Below are 19,218 nucleotides of genomic sequence, written 5' to 3' on the forward strand. Positions count from 1 at the left end.
GGGGTTTATGGATCGCATACGTTTGCTGCTCACCTCCGACGAGACTACGTACAGCCCATCCAAGGCTTTAGCTTTTCGTTCGTCGCCGTCCTAAGGGAGACGCTTCGAGAAACGCGTATAAAGACCGTAGCGCCGAGCTTCACAAGAACGCCGGCATGGCGACTGTGAAAACGGTCGATTAAAGAAAACGACAAAACTTTTGTTGCCAAGCGAGCGTTCGAGGCTTTGATGAACAACCTCAATTAAGTGATCGGTGGGGAAGGCGCTAAGGTACAGAACGTGGAACACAATTGAGCAAGTCCCGAGCCGATAAAGGTTGCAGCACATGCCAAAAGGACTCGTATGGGCAGCTTATGGCGCAACCTAAGTGAAGCATCAGGGATGGCCAGAGGGATCATGGGTAGCTCCATACACGTCCCTAGCAGCTGGCGAGGTGCCGTTTTATAAGGAGTGCACTGTGTCCATACCCATCCAGTTGACTTTCAAGGATTTGCTGACAGGCGATGCGCGAAGGATGCAACTGGTTTCAGTAGGCTCGCCTTGCCCTGGAGGCGTGCAACAGCATGCAATATTGAGCAACCAGCCGAATTGCGTACTTTGAACAATGCCTGCGACCTGTGCTCCAGACTAGATTTTGAGGCTGAGCGGCTTAAGATAAGCAGGCATAAAAAAAGGGCTTAGATTTCTCTAAGCCCTTGATTTGCAAAGCATATGCCTTGAAATTCGTGGTGGAAGGCCGGGGATTCGAACCCCGGGTGCGATTTCTCACACGCTGGTTTTCAAGACCAGAGCTTTAAACCACTCAGCCAACCTTCCATTTTTTACGATCACTCGCAACGTGTGTGTCAGTATGCAACCAGAATCGGCCTTAGATAAGAACTCTAGGACCTGTTACAGTCGGCAGTTTTCAAGACTGCTGCCTTAAACCACTCGGCCATACCTCCACTTCGTTGCGGGCGCCATAATACCGGAATGAAACAAGCTGTCAAACTCTGTGACTAGCCAGTTGCAGCGCCTCTGTTATGATCTTTGCAACTCAACATTTCAACAGGAAGGAGTTTCGCGATGCGCGAACAGGATTACGCCCTTAAAACCGGCATGCAGGCCGACCAGCTAGAGGTTAGTCGTGTCCTGCGCAATACGTATGGTCTTCTGGCCTTGACCCTCGCGTTCAGCGGTGTCATGGCATTCGTGGCTCAACAAATGCGGGTCGGTTACCCGAACATTTTCGTGGTGCTGATCGGTTTCTACGGCCTGTTCTTCTTGACCAACAAGCTGCGTGACTCGGTGTGGGGGCTGGTGTCGACCTTCGCCCTGACAGGTTTCATGGGTTTTCTGCTAGGCCCGATTCTTAACCGTTATCTGGGTATGGCCGGCGGCGCTGAGGTTGTCAGCTCGGCGTTTGCGATGACCGCTCTGGTGTTTGGTGGTCTGTCGGCTTATGTACTGATCACTCGCAAGGACATGAGCTTCCTGGGTGGCTTCATCACCGCAGGTTTCTTTGTCCTGCTGGCTGCAGTCCTGGCCAGCCTGTTCTTTCAGATCAGCGGGCTGCAATTGGCGATCAGCGCGGGCTTCGTTCTGTTTTCGTCGGTCTGCATTCTGTTCCAGACCAGCGCGATCATTCAGGGTGGCGAACGTAACTACATCATGGCGACCGTCAGCCTGTACGTTTCGATCTACAACCTGTTCATCAGCCTGCTGCAGATTTTCGGCATCATGAGCCGCGACGACTGACAGAGGTTCAACCTTCACAGAGGCCTGCCTCTGCTGAATGAACGCCTGGTTTGCCAAGCTCTAAACAAACGCCCCGACTCGTCGGGGCGTTTGCATTTCCGTTACTCGAAAAGCAGGGCCTCCCCGTGCTCGCTTACCTGCGAATTGCAACTTGTCCCTAAGGCACGAGTCGTGACTGATTCGGCGTCCTGTTTCCTGAAAATTAGCTGACTGATCAGTCATAAAAACCATGACCGATCGGTCATATTTATCAAGATTCTTACAGTCCTTTCAGCCATTTATGGCCGCTTGTCATATCACTAAAATAATTATCGGGTTATTCCCCAATGGCTGTAGGCATTTTCGCCTTTTGGCTTCTTGACATGCTCGCGGAGGCATAGACACAGGATTTCTGAATGTGTCAGTTTGCTTACGCTTCAAAAGGCGAGTGACAGGATTCTCTCGCTACCTGAGAGAGGCTGTCGTATCAAGCTGTTCTATTTGTAGACAAGGAAGTGACATGTCGAAAGTCAAAGAAAGTGCTGCACTCTCAGCTGTTCAACTGGCTGCAACCGGAAGCACAGCGTTCAACCAGATCGATACATTCATTCATACGTATGATCGCGGTGGCAATCTCACGATCAATGGCAAACCGTCGTATTCGGTGGATCAGGCCGCTGATTACATCCTGCGTGACGATGCTGCATGGGTTGATCGCGACGGCAACGGCACCATCAACCTCACCTACACGTTCCTGACCGCCCGACCTTCCGGGTTCGACACCTCCCTGGGAACGTTCAGCGCATTCAACGCACAGCAGAAAGCTCAAGCGGTGTTGTCGATGCAATCCTGGGCCGACGTTGCCAAGGTTAACTTCACCCAGGCGGCGTCCGGCGGTGACGGGCATATGACCTTCGGTAACTACAGCGACGGCAGCAGCGGTGGTGCGGCGTTCGCCTATCTGCCTAGCGGCAACAGCCGTTACGACGGTCAGTCCTGGTACCTGACCAACAACTCGTACACGGTCAACCTGACCCCTGACAATGGCAACTACGGTCGCCAGACGCTGACCCATGAAATCGGTCACTCCTTGGGCCTGTCTCACCCTGGCGATTACAACGCTGGCGAAGGCAACCCGACTTACAACGATGTGAGTTACGCAGAAGACACGCGCGGCTACAGCGTCATGAGTTACTGGAGTGAGTCCAACACCGACCAGAACTTCGTCAAGGGCGGCACCCCGGTGTATTCGTCAGGCCCGTTGATGGATGACATTGCGGCCATCCAGCAACTCTACGGCGCGAACATGAGCACCCGTGCCGGTGACACGGTGTACGGTTTCAACTCCACCGCAGGGCGTGATTTCTACAGCGCAACCTCCGCCTCTTCCAAGGTGGTATTTTCGGTCTGGGATGGCGGCGGTAAAGACACGCTGGATTTCTCCGGTTTTACCCAAAACCAGAAAATCAACCTCAACGAGGCGTCGTTCTCGGACGTGGGCGGCATGGTCGGCAACGTGTCCATTGCCAAGGGCGTGCTGGTTGAAAACGCTGTGGGTGGGTCGGGCAACGATCTGCTGGTGGGTAATGCGGCGGCCAACGACCTGAAAGGCGGTGCCGGCAACGACATCATCTACGGTGGTGGCGGTGCGGACACCCTGTGGGGCGGCGCAGGCGCGGACATTTTTGTGTTCGGTGCCAGTTCCGATTCCAACCGTGCGGCACAAGATACAATCCGCGACTTCACCAAGGGTCAGGATAAGATCGACGTGTCGGCCATCTCCGCGCTCACTTCACTGCAGTTCGTTAACGCGTTCAGCGGCAAAGTCGGCGAAGCCGTTCTGAGCTACAGCCAGAGTACTAACCTGGGCAGCCTCGCTATCGACTTCACCGGTCAAGGCGTTGCAGACTTCCTGGTGGGCACTGTCGGCCAAGCGCTCGCCACGGATATCGTGGTTTAATCCGTAGCATTCGTGGGCAGCTCAGACCGGGCTGCCCATGTTCTGGAACGCACTGACCATGATCACCCTGCATTTTTTTCGAAGCACGACGACGGCGCTTGCGCTGTTGTTCAGTATTTCTGGAGTCAGTATGGCGACGAGTTTGAAGTTACCCAGTGCCGCGGAGCTCAGCGGCAAGTGGCGGCTGTTCATTCAGACTGACTCACGTGAAGTCTGCGAACTTCACCTCAATACCAATGCACCGCAAGTAGGCGGTGACCCGGCCTGCGCAGCCCGTTGGATGGGCGAGGCGCCGACAGGATGGTATCCCACACCTGACGGGTTGGGTTTTACCGGCAAGGAAGGCACTGGCCTGATCCATTTAAGCCATCTGGGCAATCAGCGTTATCAAGCCCGCTTGCCAGACGGTGAGCTGCTGAACCTGGAACGCTTGGCCGACTAGGTGATGCGTTGCTCCATTCATGAATCGATAAACCTCCCTACCGATGTCACCCGGCACCGACTGTTGCCGTGAAGGAAATACCATGAGTGCGTTGCCTTTGGGTGCCCGCCCCCCTCTTTATAAAGCCCTGGCGCACTACAAGCATGCGCTGATCAGCGTGGGCTGTTTTACCGCCCTGATCAACGTATTGATGTTGGCCCCGTCTATTTACATGCTGCAAGTTTACGATCGCGTGCTCACCTCGCAAAACCAGACCACACTGGCCATGCTGACCCTGATGGTGGTCGGCTTTTTCGCGTTCATTGGCCTGCTGGAGATGGTTCGCAGTTTCGTGGTGATTCGCATCGGCAGCGAGCTTGAGCGTCGTTTCAACCTGCGGGTGTACCAGGCCGCGTTCGAGAGCAACCTGCACGCAGGTCAACGCCAGGCCGGGCAGGCTTTGGGCGATTTGACCTTCATTCGCCAGTTCCTCACCGGTCCGGCCTTGTTTGCGTTCTTCGACGCGCCCTGGTTCCCTATCTACCTGGCGGTGATCTTTCTTTTCGATCCGTGGCTGGGGCTGCTGGCGACGGTGGGCGCTGCGCTGCTGGTGGCACTGGCGTGTCTGAATGAATGGCTGACCCGTAAACCGCTGGGCGAAGCGAGTGGTTTTTCGCAACAGTCCTCACAGTTGGCCACCCGTCATTTGCAACAGGCCGAGGCCATTCAGGCGATGGGCATGCTCGATGCGCTGCGCCGTCGCTGGTTTGACGTACATGGTCGGTTTCTCGCCCGACAGAACGATGCCAGTGATACCGGCGCAGTCATCAGCTCGATCAGCAAGGCGCTGCGCCTGTGCCTGCAATCGTTGGTGCTGGGGCTGGGTGCGTTTCTGGTGATTCGCGGCCAGATGACCCCAGGCATGATGATCGCAGGCTCGATCCTGATGGGCCGGGTGCTGAGCCCCATCGACCAAGTCATCGCAGTCTGGAAACAATGGAGCTCTGCACGCCTGGCTTATGGGCGTCTGGACCAGTTGCTCAAGACCTACGCGGAACCTGCGCAGCGCATGGCGTTGCCGGTTCCACGAGGTCAGATCGGTTTCGAGCAAGTGAGCGCCGCGCCTCCTGGCGGGACTTTCCCCACGCTGCATCAAGTCAGCTTTCAATTGAAGGCTGGAGAAGTGTTAGGTGTATTGGGTGCCTCCGGCTCCGGCAAGTCAACGCTGGCGCGTGTGCTCATGGGTATCTGGCCGGTGCTGGGCGGCACGGTCCGACTCGACGGTGCGGATATGCATCGTCTGGACCGAGAAGCGCTGGGCCCTTACGTCGGCTATTTGCCGCAAGACATCGAATTGTTCAGCGGCACCGTCGCGCAGAATATCTCGCGGTTTCGTGAAAATGATCCAGGCGCAGTGGTGGCGGCGGCCCAATTGGCCGGTGTTCATGAGCTGATCCTGCGCCTGCCGCATGGGTACGACACTCGTCTGGGCGACGACGGCAGTGGCCTTTCCGGTGGCCAGAAGCAACGCGTTGCCCTGGCCCGTGCCTTGTACGGCGAGCCAAAACTGGTGGTGCTCGACGAGCCCAATTCCAATCTGGATACCGCTGGTGAGGCTGCGCTGACCCGAGCGATCGGCGAACTCAAGGCGCGTGGCTGTACGGTCGTGCTGGTCACGCACCGCACCCCGTCGTTGTCCCAGACCGATCAACTGCTGGTATTGAGCGAAGGACGGATGCAGGCGTTCGGCCCCACCGCGCAAGTGCTGCAAGCGCTTTCCGGACAGACTCCGCAGGCGCAACCTCAACCGTCAGCGCAGCCGCAGCCTCGTCCGGCGGTGGGGCTTTCCATGAGCCGCCAGTACGGCACACAGAACAGGCAGTCAGACGTATGAGTAGCCCACGCGATAACGATTACGCCGTTCCAGGCAAGGAACGCGGCGTGCATTTCTTTACCCGAGCCGGCTGGGTGCTGACCCTGGTGGGCGCTGGCAGTTTCTTTCTTTGGGCAAGCCTGGCCCCGCTGGACCAAGGCATTGCCGTACAGGGCACCGTGGTGGTGTCTGGCAACCGCAAGGCCGTGCAATCGCTGGACGGTGGGGTGGTAAGCAAGATTCTGGTCAGCGAAGGGCAGGCCGTCAAAGAGGGTGAACCCCTGTTTCGTCTGGATCAGACGCAAGTTGAAGCCGACGTTCAGTCGTTGCGCGCCCAGTACCGAATGGCCTGGGCGAGTCTGGCCCGCTGGCAGAGTGAGCGCGACAACCTGGCTGAAGTGAATTTTCCCGCCGAGCTGATCGCAGCCGGCCAGGGCAAAGACCCTGATCCGCGGCTGGCGCTGGTGCTCGAGGGGCAGCGCCAGTTATTCAGCAGTCGCAGGCAGGCTCTGGCGCGTGAGCAAGCGGGTTTGCAGGCGAGTATCGAAGGTGCCGCAGCGCAATTGGCGGGCATGCGTCGGGCGCGTTCGGACTTGTCGGCTCAGGCCGACTCTCTGCGCCAGCAATTGAGCAATCTGCAACCGCTGGCGCAAAACGGCTTCATTCCGCGCAATCGTCTGCTGGAGTACGAGCGGCAGTTGTCCCAGGTCCAGCAGGAGCTGGCACAAAACACAGGTGAAACCGGACGAATCGAACAGAGCATCATCGAGTCTCGCTTGCGCCTGCAACAGCAGCGCGAGGAATACCAGAAAGAGGTGCGCACCCAATGGGCCGACGCCCAGGTAAAAACCCTGACGCTGGAGCAACAACTGGCTTCAGCCGGTTTCAGTCTGCAACACAGTGAGATCCTTGCGCCTGCCGACGGTATTGCCGTGAATCTTGGGGTTCACACCGAAGGCGCCGTGGTGCGCCCTGGTCAGACGCTGCTGGAAGTGGTGCCGCAAGGCACTCGACTCGAGGTGGAAGGGCGCCTGCCGATCAACCTGATCGACAAGGTCGGCAGCCATCTGCCGGTAGACATTTTGTTCACGGCCTTCAACCAGAGCAGGACGCCACGGGTGACCGGCGAGGTGAGCCTGATATCGGCCGACCAGATGCAAGACGAAAAAACCGGTCAGCCTTATTACGTGCTGCGCACCTCGGTCAGTGATGCGGTCATGGAAAAGCTCAATGGTCTGGTGATCAAGCCTGGAATGCCTGCCGAGATGTTCGTGCGCACGGGCGAGCGCTCGCTGCTCAATTATCTGTTTAAACCTTTGCTGGATCGTGCCGGCTCCGCGTTGACCGAGGAATAGGATGATCCACTTCAACTCGAAGGCTGCCGTTCTGGCAGCCCTGCTGCTCTGTGTCGCTCCCACAAGCCATGCGATGGGACCGTTTCAGGTCTACGAACTGGCGCTACGCAATGATCCGGTCTTTCTCGGTGCGCTTAAAGAACGTGACGCGGGACTGGAAAATCGCACTATTGGCCGAGCGGGTCTGCTGCCCAGGGTTTCGTACACCTACAACAAGGGGCGTAATGATTCCAAGGCAACCTTGAAGGGAGGGCGCGAAGACACGACTGACCATCGGCATTACAACAGCTTCGGTTCCGCGCTCACGGTTCAGCAGCCCCTGCTGGATTACGAGGCGTATGCGAACTACCGCAAAGGCGTTGCTCAAGCGTTGTTTGCCGACGAAACCTTTCGCAGCAAAAGCCAGGAGTTGCTGGTCCGGGTGCTGACGGCCTACACCCAGGCCTTGTTCGCGCAGGATCAAATCAACATCGCCCAGGCCAAGCAGCAAGCCTTCAACCGTCAGTTCGAACAGAACCGGCAGATGTTCCAGCAGGGCGAGGGCACCCGCACCGATATCCTGGAGGCCGAATCGCGTAATGAGCTGGCCATTGCCGAGCAGATCGAAGCACGTGATGAGCAGGATGCCTCGTTACGTGAACTCGGCGCGCTGCTGGGTGAGCCAACCCTCGACATCAAACAGTTGGAACCGCTGAGGGACGGCTTTCAGACACTGGCGCTGGAGCCTTCAAGCTTCACCGAGTGGCATGCGCTGGCGATGGCCAACAGTCCGGTGCTGGCCTCGCAGCGGCAGGCGCTGGAAGTGGCGCGTTACGAAGTCGAGCGCAACCGCGCGGGTCACCTGCCAAGGGTTAATGCCTACGCGAGCATTCGTCAGAACGAGTCGGACAGCGGCAACACCTATAACCAGCGCTACGACACCAATACGGTTGGCATCGAGGTCAGCCTGCCGCTGTACGCGGGCGGAGGCACCAGCGCCTCGGTGCGTCAGGCCAACAGCTTGAGAGATCAGGCCGAATACGAGCTGGAGGGCAAGACGCGGGAAACCCTCATCGAATTGCGTCGCCAGTTCAACGCCTGCGCCTCCGGCATCGGCAAGCTGCGTGCTTATCAGAAAGCGCTGGTGTCGGCGCAGGCGCTGGTCGAGTCGACACGTCAGAGCATTCTCGGGGGCGAGCGCATCAACCTCGATGCGCTCAATGCCGAGCAGCAGCTTTACAGCACGCGCCGCGACCTGGCGCGGGCACGATACGATTACCTGATGGCGTGGATCAAGCTGCATTACCACGCAGGCACCCTGCGTGATACCGACCTTGCACGCATCGATGAAGCGTTCGTGGTGGCGCGATAACTGGCTGGCAAGTGGAATCTGTCATGGGGTTTGGGCAAAGCGTTGCAGTGAAAACGCCGACAGGTCTACTTCGCTGGCACCCTGCAGGCAGCGTTGCGCCAACGCCAGGCCCAGCCCGGCCGAGTGCTTGAAGCCGTGACCGGAACAGGCCGAGACGACCGTCACATTGTTCAAGTGCGGATGCTCGTCAACGATAAAGTGGTCATCCGGCGTCACGGTGTAGGCGCAGACCGACGACTTGACCACGTCTGGCTTGAGGCCTGCGATCTTGCCGCTGACCTGGGTCTGGAACATCACCTGTTTTTCCAGATTGCTGATGCTGCGGTCCAGTTCAGCGGGCGTCGATGACTCCCGGTATTGCTCGGTGGCGATCTTCATGCTGCGCTCGCCAAGAAGGGGTGGGAATCCGTAGTTGATGCCTGTCTCGCCCGGCCCGTGGGTCAGGATGAAGCTGGGTGATCGCGGCGCAAACACCGCATCGTCTTCCAGCCCGAACCAGAACAGCTTCTGCCGGCAGACCCGCAGCAGGTCGGTGAACGGTGCCCCCAGCAACTGCGATGACCACATGCCTGCGCTGACTACCACCTTGTTCGCGATGATCGATCCGCGATCCGTGATGATTCGTACGCGTTCGCCATCAGGCTCCATGTGGGTGACGGTTTCGTTCGTGCGAATGCGCGCGCCCATTTTTGCAGCCTGTTGAAGCTGCACGGCGATGCAGCGCTCCGGCCTAATGTAACCCCCTTCAGGTTCGAAATAGCCGATGGCGGTGTCCAGTACCGGGCTGAACTGCGGGAATCGTGTACGAATATCACTCGCCGACAGCACCTCGTGTCTGATCCCGTAGAGGCGGGCCAGTGCGAGTGTCTTGTGGGTAAAGTCTTCAGGGTCTTCGGAGGCATACGTCGGGCTTGAGGTCATGACCAGCACGCCGCACTGCTCAAACAGGCACTCACCCGTCAGCGCTTCCAGCTCGCGCCAGATGCGATGCGAGTCGCGCACCAGGGGCAGATATTGCGGACCTTCACCCACCGACAGCCGTGTGATGCGTGTGTCGCCGTGGCTGGACCCTTGCGTGTGAGGGGGTGAGTATCGGTCCACACCCAGAACGTCCGCGCCTGCTTTGGCCAGTTGATAGAGGGTGGCGGCACCCATCGCCCCGAGGCCGAGAACGGCGACTTCACAGTGATGCTCCATTTGCAGACCCACCTTGAGCAAAATCGCTATTTCAAGGGCAAGCGCATCGGGAATCAACCGCCAGTTTCGTATAACGATCAGCAAGGGCACGCCTATGCATATTTTGGGCTGGAATTGCAGGGGGTTGATGTAAGATTTTTGGCTTGCGCTCATCACGGGTTTTAAGGTTCGAAATTCACCAGAAGTTGTCCACGGAAATCGTGGGTATGTCTGTGGGTAACTTTTCGAAACCCTTGTATTTCGTGGTGTGTAGCGGTGTGGTTAATTTATGAACAGCATCGGTTTCGCGCCTCATGGATGCTGCCACCGCCTTGAAAAATCGCCCCGTGAAACGTGTATGCACGCACAAAACGGAAATTTTTCAGTACTGTTTTCTAACCCGGCCTATCGCTTGAGATTTCCTTTGGGCGTAAAAAAACGGCGCGCTCTTTGACAGGGCGCGCCGTTTTTTACTCAGTCATCAAGCGATCGGCTGATCGCTCCATTCGCCATTCACAAGGCGACGCAGACCCAGCGGGTTGGCGTTCTGCAACGCAGGTGGCAGCAGGCTGTCTGCCTGGTTCTGGTAGCAGACCGGGCGCAGGAAGCGGTCGATGGCCAAGGTGCCTACCGATGTACCACGGGCATCCGACGTGGCCGGGTATGGGCCGCCGTGGACCATCGCTTCGCAGACTTCGACGCCGGTCGGGTAGCCGTTGACCAGGATGCGGCCGACTTTCTCTTCCAGCAGCGGCTGCAGCCAGCTGTATTGGCTCAAGTCGGCAGGTTCGCCGATCAGGGTTGCCGTCAGTTGACCGCGCAGCGCCAGCAGCGCTTCTTTCAACTGCGCATCGTCAGCGACTTCGATGACCAGTGTGGTCGGACCGAAGACTTCTTCCTGCAGCAGTTGATCGCCGTTGAGCAGCAGGCTGACGTCAGCCTTGAACAGTTGGGCCTGAGCCTGCTTGCCTTCCTGCGGCTTGCCGGCCAGGTGAGTGACGCCCGGGTGCGACAGCAGGTGCTCGACGCCTTTGCTGTAGCTGCGCAGACCGCCCGCATTGAGCATGGTCTGTGGAGCCTGGCTGCCCATCTGTTCGGTCAGTTGCTCAAGGAACGACGAGAACGCCGGGGAGCGCAGGCCGATGACCACACCTGGGTTGGTGCAGAACTGGCCGGCACCCATGACAACGGAGGCTGCGAGTTCCTTGGCAACGGTTTCGCCACGTGCAGTCAATGCGCCTGGCAGCAGGACCACCGGGTTGATGCTCGACATTTCTGCGAACACCGGAATCGGTTGAGGACGCTCGGCGGCCATTTTGCACAGGGCATTGCCGCCGTTCAGCGAGCCGGTGAAGCCGACCGCCTGGATGGCCGGGTGCTTGACCAGGCCTTCGCCCACGCCGTTGCCGAAGATCATGTTGAACACGCCTTTTGGCATGCCGGTGCGTTCAGCGGCACGAATGATTGCGCTCGCAACCAGATCGGCGGTGGCCATGTGACCGCTGTGCGCTTTGAACACGACGGGGCAGCCGGCGGCCAAGGCAGCGGCGGTGTCGCCACCGGCCGTCGAAAAGGCCAGCGGGAAGTTGCTGGCGCCAAACACGGCAACCGGACCGACGCCAATGCGGTACTGGCGCAGGTCAACACGTGGCAGCGGCTTACGGTCCGGCAGGGCCTGATCGATGCGCGCACCGACGAAGTCACCGCGACGCAGCACCTTGGCGAACAGACGCATCTGGCCGCTGGTACGACCGCGCTCACCCTGGATACGCATTTGCGGCAGGGCGGTTTCCTGGCAGACGACGGCGACGAAATCATCACCCAACTGGTCCAATTCGTCGGCGATGGCGTCGAGGAACTCGGCGCGGCGTGCCGGGCTCAGTTGACGGTATTCAGGGAAAGCGTTTTTGGCAGCCAGGGCAGCAGCGTCGATTTCGCCGTCGGTGGCTTGATGAAAGCTGTAGGGCAGTTCTTCGCCCGTGGTGGCATCGAGGCTTTTTTGCAGGCTTTGGCCCAGAGCGCTGCGGCCGCCAGCGATGAAGTTCTGGCCGAGAATGTTAGGCATCGGTATCTCCTGTTGTTTTGAAGGTGGAGGCGGGGACCGTGTACATGGGCCTTGCGCTCCTTATGGGTTGCCGAGTTGCTTTACGGTGTTCGTGGGTCGCGGGCGCTCGTCGTGTGAGCGGGCCGGCGGCGCCTTGGATAAGTCGGCAGTCATCGTACAACTTGACTTGCTGACGATGCAACTGCCAGTCCCTGCTATAAGATGCGGCGAGTGCCAGCATTGCCGCTGCTCTTTATAGAGCAAAGGCCCTCACGCAGTGAATCATGACCCGTATTTATGACCCTTTCAGGGCCTGTAATGCGTCAAGCACCTGACGAAGTGCTTTGCTGACCGGTTTGTCCTGACGCAGAACGACGCCCAGCGTACGGCTCATTCCAGGTGTCAGTGCATGAACCTGCAAGCCGCGCCGGTGGTGGGGCGCGGCCACTGACATGCGCGGCACAATGCTATAGCCGAGTCCGGCAGCGACCATCTCCTTGATCGCTTCGACACTGCCCAGTTCCATCACCGGTTTGACGCGAATCCCAGCCTTTAGATACCACTCGGTGATCAAGAGTCGCGTGCTGCTCTGGGCTTCGAACACCACTAAGGGCAATTCGCTCAACTGCCCGGGGCTCATTTCGCTGGGCATGGGCTGGTGGTCGCTGGCGAAAATCGCGACGAATTCGTCTTCCAGCAACGGCGTGATGTCGAGGCTGCGACCCGAGGCTGGCAGTGTCACCAACGCCAGGTCGAGCCGGTTCTCTTCCACCGCCTTGAGAATGACGTCGGTGTTGCCGGTGCTCACCCGCACGTCCAGTTGCGCGAACCGTTGACGCAAGGTCTGCAGCAGGGGCGGCAACAGGTGAATGCACGCCGTGGCACCCGTGCCGATGGCGACCTGTCCGGCGATCCCTTCGGCGTGGCTGGAGAGCGCGAGCAGTGCATCCTCGACCACCGCATCGATACGCGAAACATGCTCCATCAGGGTTTCGCCGGCTGAGGTGGGTTTGATGCGTTTACCCACGCGCTCGATCAAGCGCAGATTCAACTGCTCTTCCAACTGCCGGATTTGCACACTTACGGCTGGCTGTGTGAGGTGCAGGCGTTCGGCAGCGGCCGAGAAACTGCCATGAGCGATGACCAGCGAAAACGTGTGCAAGTGATTGAGGTTCAATCGGCGCATGGCAAAATATTTCTTATGCTGAGGATGATAAATCATAGCTTTTTTAATGATGACACCGGACGCATCATTGCCCTCATTCCCTGACACCGCCAAGAGCCTGCCATGAGCCCGACTTTTATTCTGCGCGACGCCCACGAAGACGACATGCCTGCCATTCAGGCGATTTACGCCGAGCATGTGTTGCATGGCATTTCCAGCTTCGAGCTGGAACCGCCCAGCGTTGACGAACTGCTGCGCCGTCGCGCGCAGGTGCTTGAACACGGTTTGCCTTATCGGGTTGCGGATCGCGACGGCGAGGTGCTCGGTTATGGCTACGTCACGCCTTATCGACCGCGTCCGGCCTATCGCTTCACCGTGGAGGATTCAGTGTATGTGCGCCACGGCATGGGCGGCGTCGGTATCGGCCGGGCGTTGCTGGGTGACCTGATCTGGCACTGCGAACAGGGCGGCTGGCGGCAGATGATCGCGGTGATCGGCAACAGTGAAAATGCTGCGTCGATCGCCCTGCACGAAAGCCTGGGGTTCCATCGCGTCGGGGCGTTCGAGTCGGTAGGGTTCAAACACGGTCGTTGGGTGGACACTGTGCTGATGCAATGTGCGCTGGGCGACGGCGCGTCCACGGTTCCCGTTGACCCCAAGGTCTGACCGGCATGAGCAACCCTGATCTGTCCCGGCTCACCGTTTTCAGATTGGGGTTGGCGCAACTGATTATCTGGGGCACGACTTTTTATCTGCCCGGCGCGTTCGGTAACGCCATTGCTCAAGACCTGGGCTGGAGCGGGCCGCAGGTGTTTTCCGGCCTGTCGGTTGCGCTGCTGGTCATGGGGTGCGTGTCTCCTGCGGTGTCGTGGTTGATCCGGTTATGGGGGGCGCGCCAGGTGCTGCAACTGGGCACTGCGCTGGCAGCCTCGGGTTGCTGCGTACTGGCCATGTGCGAAACCGCGCCGACCTGGTTGTTCGGTTGGACGGTGCTGGGTGTCGGCATGCGCCTGTCGCTTTACGACGCGCTGTTTGCTGCGCTGGCAGGATTGATCGGCGTGCGGTCCCGGCCATTGATGGTGCAGATCACGCTCTTGGGCGGACTGGCATCGGCGGTGTTCTGGCCGCTGGGCAACGTGTTGCTGGAGACGCTCGGCTGGCGCAGCGCGGTGGCGGTCTACGGCTGTTTCGCGCTGCTGGGCGGCTTGTTGATGAGTGGATTGCCCGATGCGTCTTCAACCGTTGCGCCGCCGCTCGACGCGTTATCTGGCGAGCCCGCGACCACGAATTGGCTGCGCCAGTCGGGGTACGCGCTGTGCATGATGCTGATCGGTTTTATGTCTGCCGGGTTGTCAGCCCATCTGCCCGCGCTGCTGGCAGGCTTGGGGGTTCCGGTTGCTTGGGTGGCGCTATGGGGTATCGGCCAGACGTGCGCACGTCTGGTGAGTCGACTCATGGGGCAGAACCTGCCCGCGTTACGATTGAACGTCTGGGTCGCAGCCGCAATGGTGTTGTGTTTCGTGATGGCGCTGCACAGTCAGGGGCACGCTTTTCTGGCGTGCCTGTTTGTCTTCGGTTATGGCGCCATGAACGGTTTGGGCACACTGCTGCGCGCCGCTCTGCCGTTCGAGCTGTTCGCGCCTCACGATTATGGGCGCTTGCAGGGCCGGTTGTTGGCGCCCGGTTTCATGATGTCGGCGGCCGCGCCGTGGCTATACGCGTGGGTGCAGGCGGTGTCGGGCGATTCTGGAGTGTTGTGGCTGTCGCTGGGCATCAGTGGTGTGTTGCTGATGACGTCGCTCTTACTGCAGAGGTACTGTCGGCCAAGGCTACTGATGGCGGCCTGATCAGACCGATGTCGGAGGAAAGGTGAACTGATTGTAATGTGACCGACCGGTCATCACCGTTGCCACTTTTGTTTCGAATGGGTAGGGTACCCACCTGCTCAAGAAGGAACCTGATATGACACAGCATGAACCCAGGGAAACCGGTGCGGTTGCGATCCGGCAACGGCGCGCACCGAAGGGCGAGAAACGTCGCGAAGAACTGCTCGATGCGGCTTTGCAGGTGTTTTCACTGGAAGGCTATACCGGTGCTTCGGTTGCCAGGGTTGCGGCCATTGTCGGGATTTCGGTCGCAGGGCTTTTGCACCATTTTCCTAGCAAGATTTCTTTGCTCATGGGCGTACTGGATCGACGCGACGAGGTCAACGGGCGCATCGCTGCTGAAGTGCGTACGGATAACAGCCTGACCGGCCTGCTGGGCGGGCTGCGCGCAATCAATCTTTCCAACTCGACGGCACCGGGCGTGGTGCGGGCCTTCTCGATTCTCAACGCCGAAAGTCTGCTGGACAACCAGCCTGCTTATGAATGGTTCCAGACCCGATACGCGCGCATACATGCGCACCTGCTCAAGCAGTTCTCGGAATTAGTGGCGCGTGGGGAGGTGAGGGCGGATGTGGATCTGGACATGTTGATCCAGCAAATCCTGTCGATGATGGATGGGTTGCAGATTCAGTGGCTGCGCTTTCCCGAACGGGTGGATCTGGTCAAGAGCTTCGATGCCTACATTGCGCAGGTCGATGCCGCAGTAAGGGCTCATCCTTGAGCCTTGTTCCGTCCCTGATTCAGTCAGTCACTGCGTAACGCTTACTCAACCGTCTGATCGAACACGCCGCCGGTCTTGACCGGTGGCTTCTCGACGTTCACCGAGTTCAGCGCCGAACGTGGCAGCGGGTTGCTGGTGGTGGTCGACAGTTCCTGGCGGAACGAGTTGGTCAGCTTGGCGTTCAAGCGAATATCCTGCGACGAAGCACCCAGCGACAAGTTGAAGGTGTCGGCGTCGACCACCCACTGATTGGTCTTGGTGTCGAAGTAGGCCAGCGAGCGATCGTTGAGCTCGATGGTCACGCGCTTGCTTTCACCCGGCTTGAGGAACACCTTCTTGTAGCCTTTGAGTTCCTTGATCGGGCGCTCGACTTTCGGGTTCTGCTGACCCACGTACAGCTGTGCCACTTCCGAACCACCGACCTTGCCGGTGTTGGTCAGGTCGAACGACACCTTGATCGGCGTGTTACCCACCGCAACGCCAGGCGTCACGCTGATGTTGCTGTAGCCGAAGGTGGTGTACGACAGGCCGTAGCCGAACGGATACAGCGGCTTGATGCCTTTCTTCTCGTAGCCGCGATAACCCAGCATCAGGTCATCCTTGTAGCTCATTTCGGCCAGCGAGTTCTGGTTGTCGAATTTCGGGAAGGTCTCGAAAATCGGGTTGTCTTCGATGTTGCGTTCGATACTGATCGGCAGCTTGCCCGACGGGTTGACCTTGCCGAACAGGATCTCAGCCAGTGCCTGACCGCCGTTCTGACCCGGGTAGAACGCATGCAGCGCGACCGGAACCTGCTCGATCCAGTCGCTCATCTTCAGGCCCGTACCGCCGAACATCGTGACCACGGTGTTCGGGTTGACCTTGGCGATGCTCTGAATCAGCTGGCTCTGGTATTCAGGCAGGTCGAAACTGTGGTCGAAACCTTCACCTTCGTATTCGCTGCTGTTACCTACTGCAACCACAACTGCATCGTAAGCCGACAGATCCTGTGGCGCGTTCAACGACGCCCAGCTCATCTGTACGCCTACCAGACCGCCCATCGTCGACAGGTAGCCGGCACGGCGCGAGTATTCAAGCTTCACGTCGTAAGACTGGCCAGCCTGCAGATTGACCTTGGCGAATTCCGGGATGGTTGGCGGAATGCTGTTGCCCGGCAGTGGCTTGCCGTCACCGTTGTCGATGATCAGCTTGCCATTGACCCACAGGCGCACAGCGCCGTCGGCCCGGACCTTGAAGACCTGGTCGCCGCTTTCTGTCGGCGTGATTTTGCCGGTGTAACGAATCGAGGTCGACGAGGTGTCGCCGTTGAGCGAACCTGCGGTCGAGCCTTTGCTGGTGTAGGGGTCAGAGCCTGCGGCGTTGCTTTCGAACGGCAGGTTCTTGTCGTTGGCCCAGTCCAGATCGACATGCTGCTCGGTACGGGTCACGGCAGCATCACCGGACCAGTTGGCATTGCTGAAGTACTCGACCTTCATGCCCTGAGTGTCTTTGCCTGTCTGGTCAGTGCTGCTCCAGGCAGTGGTGCTTGGGTCCAGCGACAGGCCGTCGATGAACTCGACCTTGGCATTGGGCGCCATCTGCTGCAGACCGCTCAGCTCGCTGATGTAGTGGCTGGCCATGACATTGGCGCTGCCGAAACCGGTCGGCGGTGCGTACTTGGCCAGGTTGCCGACGACGGCGATGCGCTTGGCTTTCTGCTTGTCCAGCGGCAGCAGGTTGTTCTGGTTCTTGAGCAGCACGATGCCTTCGCGGGCAGCGTTCAGCGCAACCTTGTTGCTGGTGGAGCTGTTCATGTTGTGCAGGGTCGACGGGGTCTTGCTGTCGAACTTGTACAGGTAGATCTGCTTGAGGATGCGACGGACTTTATCGTCGATGGTCGCAGTGCTCAGCTCACCGCTGTCCAGGTAAGGCTTGAGAACATTGCTGTTCATCTGGAAGCCCATCATGTCCAGGTCGGTGCCCGCTTGCGCAGCGTTCAAACCATGAACCACGGCGTTGTAGTCGCTCTGCACGAAGCCCTTGTAGCCCCATTCCTTCTTCAGGATCTGGCGGATCAGGTGGTCGTTTTCGCAGGCGAACTCGCCGTTCACTTTCTGGAAGGCGCACATCATCATCGCGACGTTGCCGTTCTTCGACGCCGATTCGAACGCAGGCAGCGACATTTCACGCAGCACGCGCTCGCTCATGATCTGGTCGAGGTTGAAGCGGTTGCTTTCCTGATCGTTGGCCGCGTAGTGCTTGGCGTTGGCCCATACACCACGGGACTGGATGCCGTTGATCACGCCCGGTGCCAGACTGGCACCCAGGAACGGGTCTTCACCGGAGAGGTATTCGAAGGCACGGCCGCCGTATGGCATGCGGTACAGGTTCACACCCGGGCCGGTGACGAACTGGTAGCCGCCGACAGCGGTGTCATAGCCCAACGCACGACCCAGGTCGATGGCACGACGCGGGTTCCAGGTGGCCGCAAGGTTCGGGCCTGACGGGTAGACCACACCCTGTGCATTGCCTTCGCTGGTGTAGCGCACACCCACGCCGCCGTCGGCGCCATGAATCTGTGGAACGCCGTAGTTGGAAAGGGGTTTCACATCCCAGCCGCCTGTACCACCGATATAGGCCAGCTTTTCTTCCTGGGTCATCTTGTCCAGCGTCTTCTGCGCCGCTTTTTCAGCACGGGCTTCCCGCGCCTGCAGCGTCGAAGCGTCAGCAGCGTGTACCTGCGACACTGCCAGCGCCAGCAAGGCCAGTGCGGAATGCGCACCCATCATCTTTCGCTTATTCATACCGCTCTCCAACTACGTTTCAATTAAAAGTTTTCCCACAGGCCACCGTGATATTCCGCACGGGTCTGTGTTCTTTTCTTTCGGCAAGCGTTACCCGCTGTCGCGACTTATTCCAGTAGTCTGGAATGCGATTCATGGGGGTTTTAATCAAGTTTCAGTTTTTATTTATTATGTTTTACATTGTGGCGAGTGCCATCATACAGCTATCATAGATGGCACTTTGAATTCGCAAAGCGTTACAATTAAGTCTAAAACCGAGCATAAATGTCAAACAAAAGCGTATTTTTCTTGCTTTTGTTGTTTTTTTCTTACATCTCGGGAACTCCCCTTAAACCTACTGGTCGATGGGTTTAAGATTTTTCAGGTGTTGTGATGCTTCTGGCTTGTTTCCGGTAGTGGCACTGTGGTGTTCTTCCTGACTGTGTCGTTAATAGCCCTTCCTGTTGGAGGGCTTATTGTTTATCCAGTGGAGTAATTATTATGAAGTTGTCCAATATGGCAGCAGGTGTTATTGCGGGTCTGGCATTGAGCGGTGCAGTGTTGGCTGCCGAGTCCACGGATAGTGATACGGCCTCCGGTGCTGCGGATTCGACCGTCATGACCCAGACCACCGATGCCAAGGCGGCGCAAAAGGCGCAGCAGCAGAAGACTGAAACCACAAAAGGTGGTCGTCCACAGAACGCAACGCCTCAGAAACAGTCAAACTGACCGTTTGATGCTTCTGACCACGATCCTTGTCGGGCCTTACGAAGGCAGGCGAGGGTCGT

Annotated in this window: 14 protein-coding genes and 1 tRNA gene; 10 read left to right on the plus strand and 5 right to left on the minus strand. The window is 58.5% G+C overall.

All coding sequences use genetic code 11. The features are described 5' to 3' along the window. Positions 1-726 precede the first annotated feature (726 nt). Positions 727-816: transfer RNA gene (locus tag ALP40_RS12870), tRNA-Ser, on the minus strand. 249 nt (positions 817-1,065) lie between these two features. Here ALP40_RS12870 and ALP40_RS12875 point away from each other — a divergent pair. From ALP40_RS12875 to ALP40_RS12900, 6 genes are all read left to right on the plus strand, one after another. After that, positions 1,066-1,737: a Bax inhibitor-1/YccA family protein gene (locus ALP40_RS12875; protein WP_073163113.1), complete on the plus strand. Its 672-nt coding sequence runs from the start codon at positions 1,066-1,068 to the stop codon at positions 1,735-1,737. Between the two features lie 499 nt (positions 1,738-2,236). Next, complete coding sequence (locus ALP40_RS12880; RefSeq protein ID WP_122208644.1) at positions 2,237-3,676, plus strand: serralysin family metalloprotease; 1,440 nt, start codon at positions 2,237-2,239, stop codon at positions 3,674-3,676. 58 nt (positions 3,677-3,734) lie between these two features. Next, complete coding sequence (locus ALP40_RS12885; protein WP_236441269.1) at positions 3,735-4,118, plus strand: protease inhibitor Inh/omp19 family protein; 384 nt, start codon at positions 3,735-3,737, stop codon at positions 4,116-4,118. Positions 4,119-4,200: 82 nt separating this feature from the next. Then, on the plus strand, positions 4,201-5,991 hold the full coding sequence (locus ALP40_RS12890) for a type I secretion system permease/ATPase (protein ID WP_122208646.1): 1,791 nt from the start codon (positions 4,201-4,203) through the stop codon (positions 5,989-5,991). Continuing rightward, positions 5,988-7,325 (plus strand): HlyD family type I secretion periplasmic adaptor subunit, encoded by a 1,338-nt coding sequence (locus ALP40_RS12895; protein ID WP_122208647.1) that lies wholly within the window; start codon positions 5,988-5,990, stop codon positions 7,323-7,325. Before ALP40_RS12890 ends, ALP40_RS12895 begins: the two co-directional genes overlap by 4 nt. Before the next feature lies 1 nt (position 7,326). After that, positions 7,327-8,676 carry a TolC family outer membrane protein gene (locus ALP40_RS12900; protein ID WP_122208648.1) on the plus strand — a complete coding sequence of 450 codons (1,350 nt, stop codon included), beginning with the start codon at positions 7,327-7,329 and terminating at the stop codon, positions 8,674-8,676. A gap of 21 nt (positions 8,677-8,697) precedes the next feature. Here the strand turns inward: ALP40_RS12900 and solA are convergent, their stop codons facing one another. From solA to ALP40_RS12915, 3 genes are all read right to left on the minus strand, one after another. Continuing rightward, a complete protein-coding gene (gene solA, locus ALP40_RS12905) occupies positions 8,698-9,873 on the minus strand; it encodes an N-methyl-L-tryptophan oxidase (RefSeq protein WP_122208734.1) in 1,176 nt (391 codons plus the stop codon). Between the two features lie 460 nt (positions 9,874-10,333). Further along, complete coding sequence (locus ALP40_RS12910) at positions 10,334-11,917, minus strand: aldehyde dehydrogenase (NADP(+)) (protein ID WP_122208649.1); 1,584 nt, start codon at positions 11,915-11,917, stop codon at positions 10,334-10,336. Between the two features lie 274 nt (positions 11,918-12,191). Beyond that, complete coding sequence (locus ALP40_RS12915) at positions 12,192-13,082, minus strand: LysR family transcriptional regulator (protein ID WP_122208735.1); 891 nt, start codon at positions 13,080-13,082, stop codon at positions 12,192-12,194. A gap of 102 nt (positions 13,083-13,184) precedes the next feature. Between ALP40_RS12915 and ALP40_RS12920 the strand changes: the two genes are divergently transcribed. From ALP40_RS12920 to ALP40_RS12930, 3 genes are all read left to right on the plus strand, one after another. Continuing rightward, positions 13,185-13,727 carry a GNAT family N-acetyltransferase gene (locus ALP40_RS12920; RefSeq protein ID WP_122208650.1) on the plus strand — a complete coding sequence of 181 codons (543 nt, stop codon included), beginning with the start codon at positions 13,185-13,187 and terminating at the stop codon, positions 13,725-13,727. 5 nt (positions 13,728-13,732) lie between these two features. Continuing rightward, entirely contained in the window at positions 13,733-14,908 is a 1,176-nt protein-coding gene (locus ALP40_RS12925; protein WP_122208651.1) for an MFS transporter, read from the plus strand. Positions 14,909-15,023: 115 nt separating this feature from the next. Then, entirely contained in the window at positions 15,024-15,668 is a 645-nt protein-coding gene (locus ALP40_RS12930; RefSeq protein WP_122208652.1) for a TetR/AcrR family transcriptional regulator, read from the plus strand. Between the two features lie 41 nt (positions 15,669-15,709). Here ALP40_RS12930 and ALP40_RS12935 read toward each other — a convergent pair whose 3' ends face one another. Next, positions 15,710-18,451, minus strand: coding sequence for a glycoside hydrolase family 3 protein (locus ALP40_RS12935; RefSeq protein ID WP_122208653.1), 2,742 nt, complete (start codon positions 18,449-18,451; stop codon positions 15,710-15,712). Between the two features lie 480 nt (positions 18,452-18,931). On the opposite strand from ALP40_RS12935, the gene ALP40_RS12940 reads away from it, so the two are divergent. Beyond that, a complete protein-coding gene (locus ALP40_RS12940; RefSeq protein WP_181115712.1) occupies positions 18,932-19,159 on the plus strand; it encodes a hypothetical protein in 228 nt (75 codons plus the stop codon). Positions 19,160-19,218: the final 59 nt, after the last annotated feature.

This window comes from Pseudomonas viridiflava, from assembly GCF_003702045.1.
In the GTDB taxonomy this organism is placed as follows: Bacteria; Pseudomonadota; Gammaproteobacteria; order Pseudomonadales; family Pseudomonadaceae; genus Aquipseudomonas; species Aquipseudomonas viridiflava_C.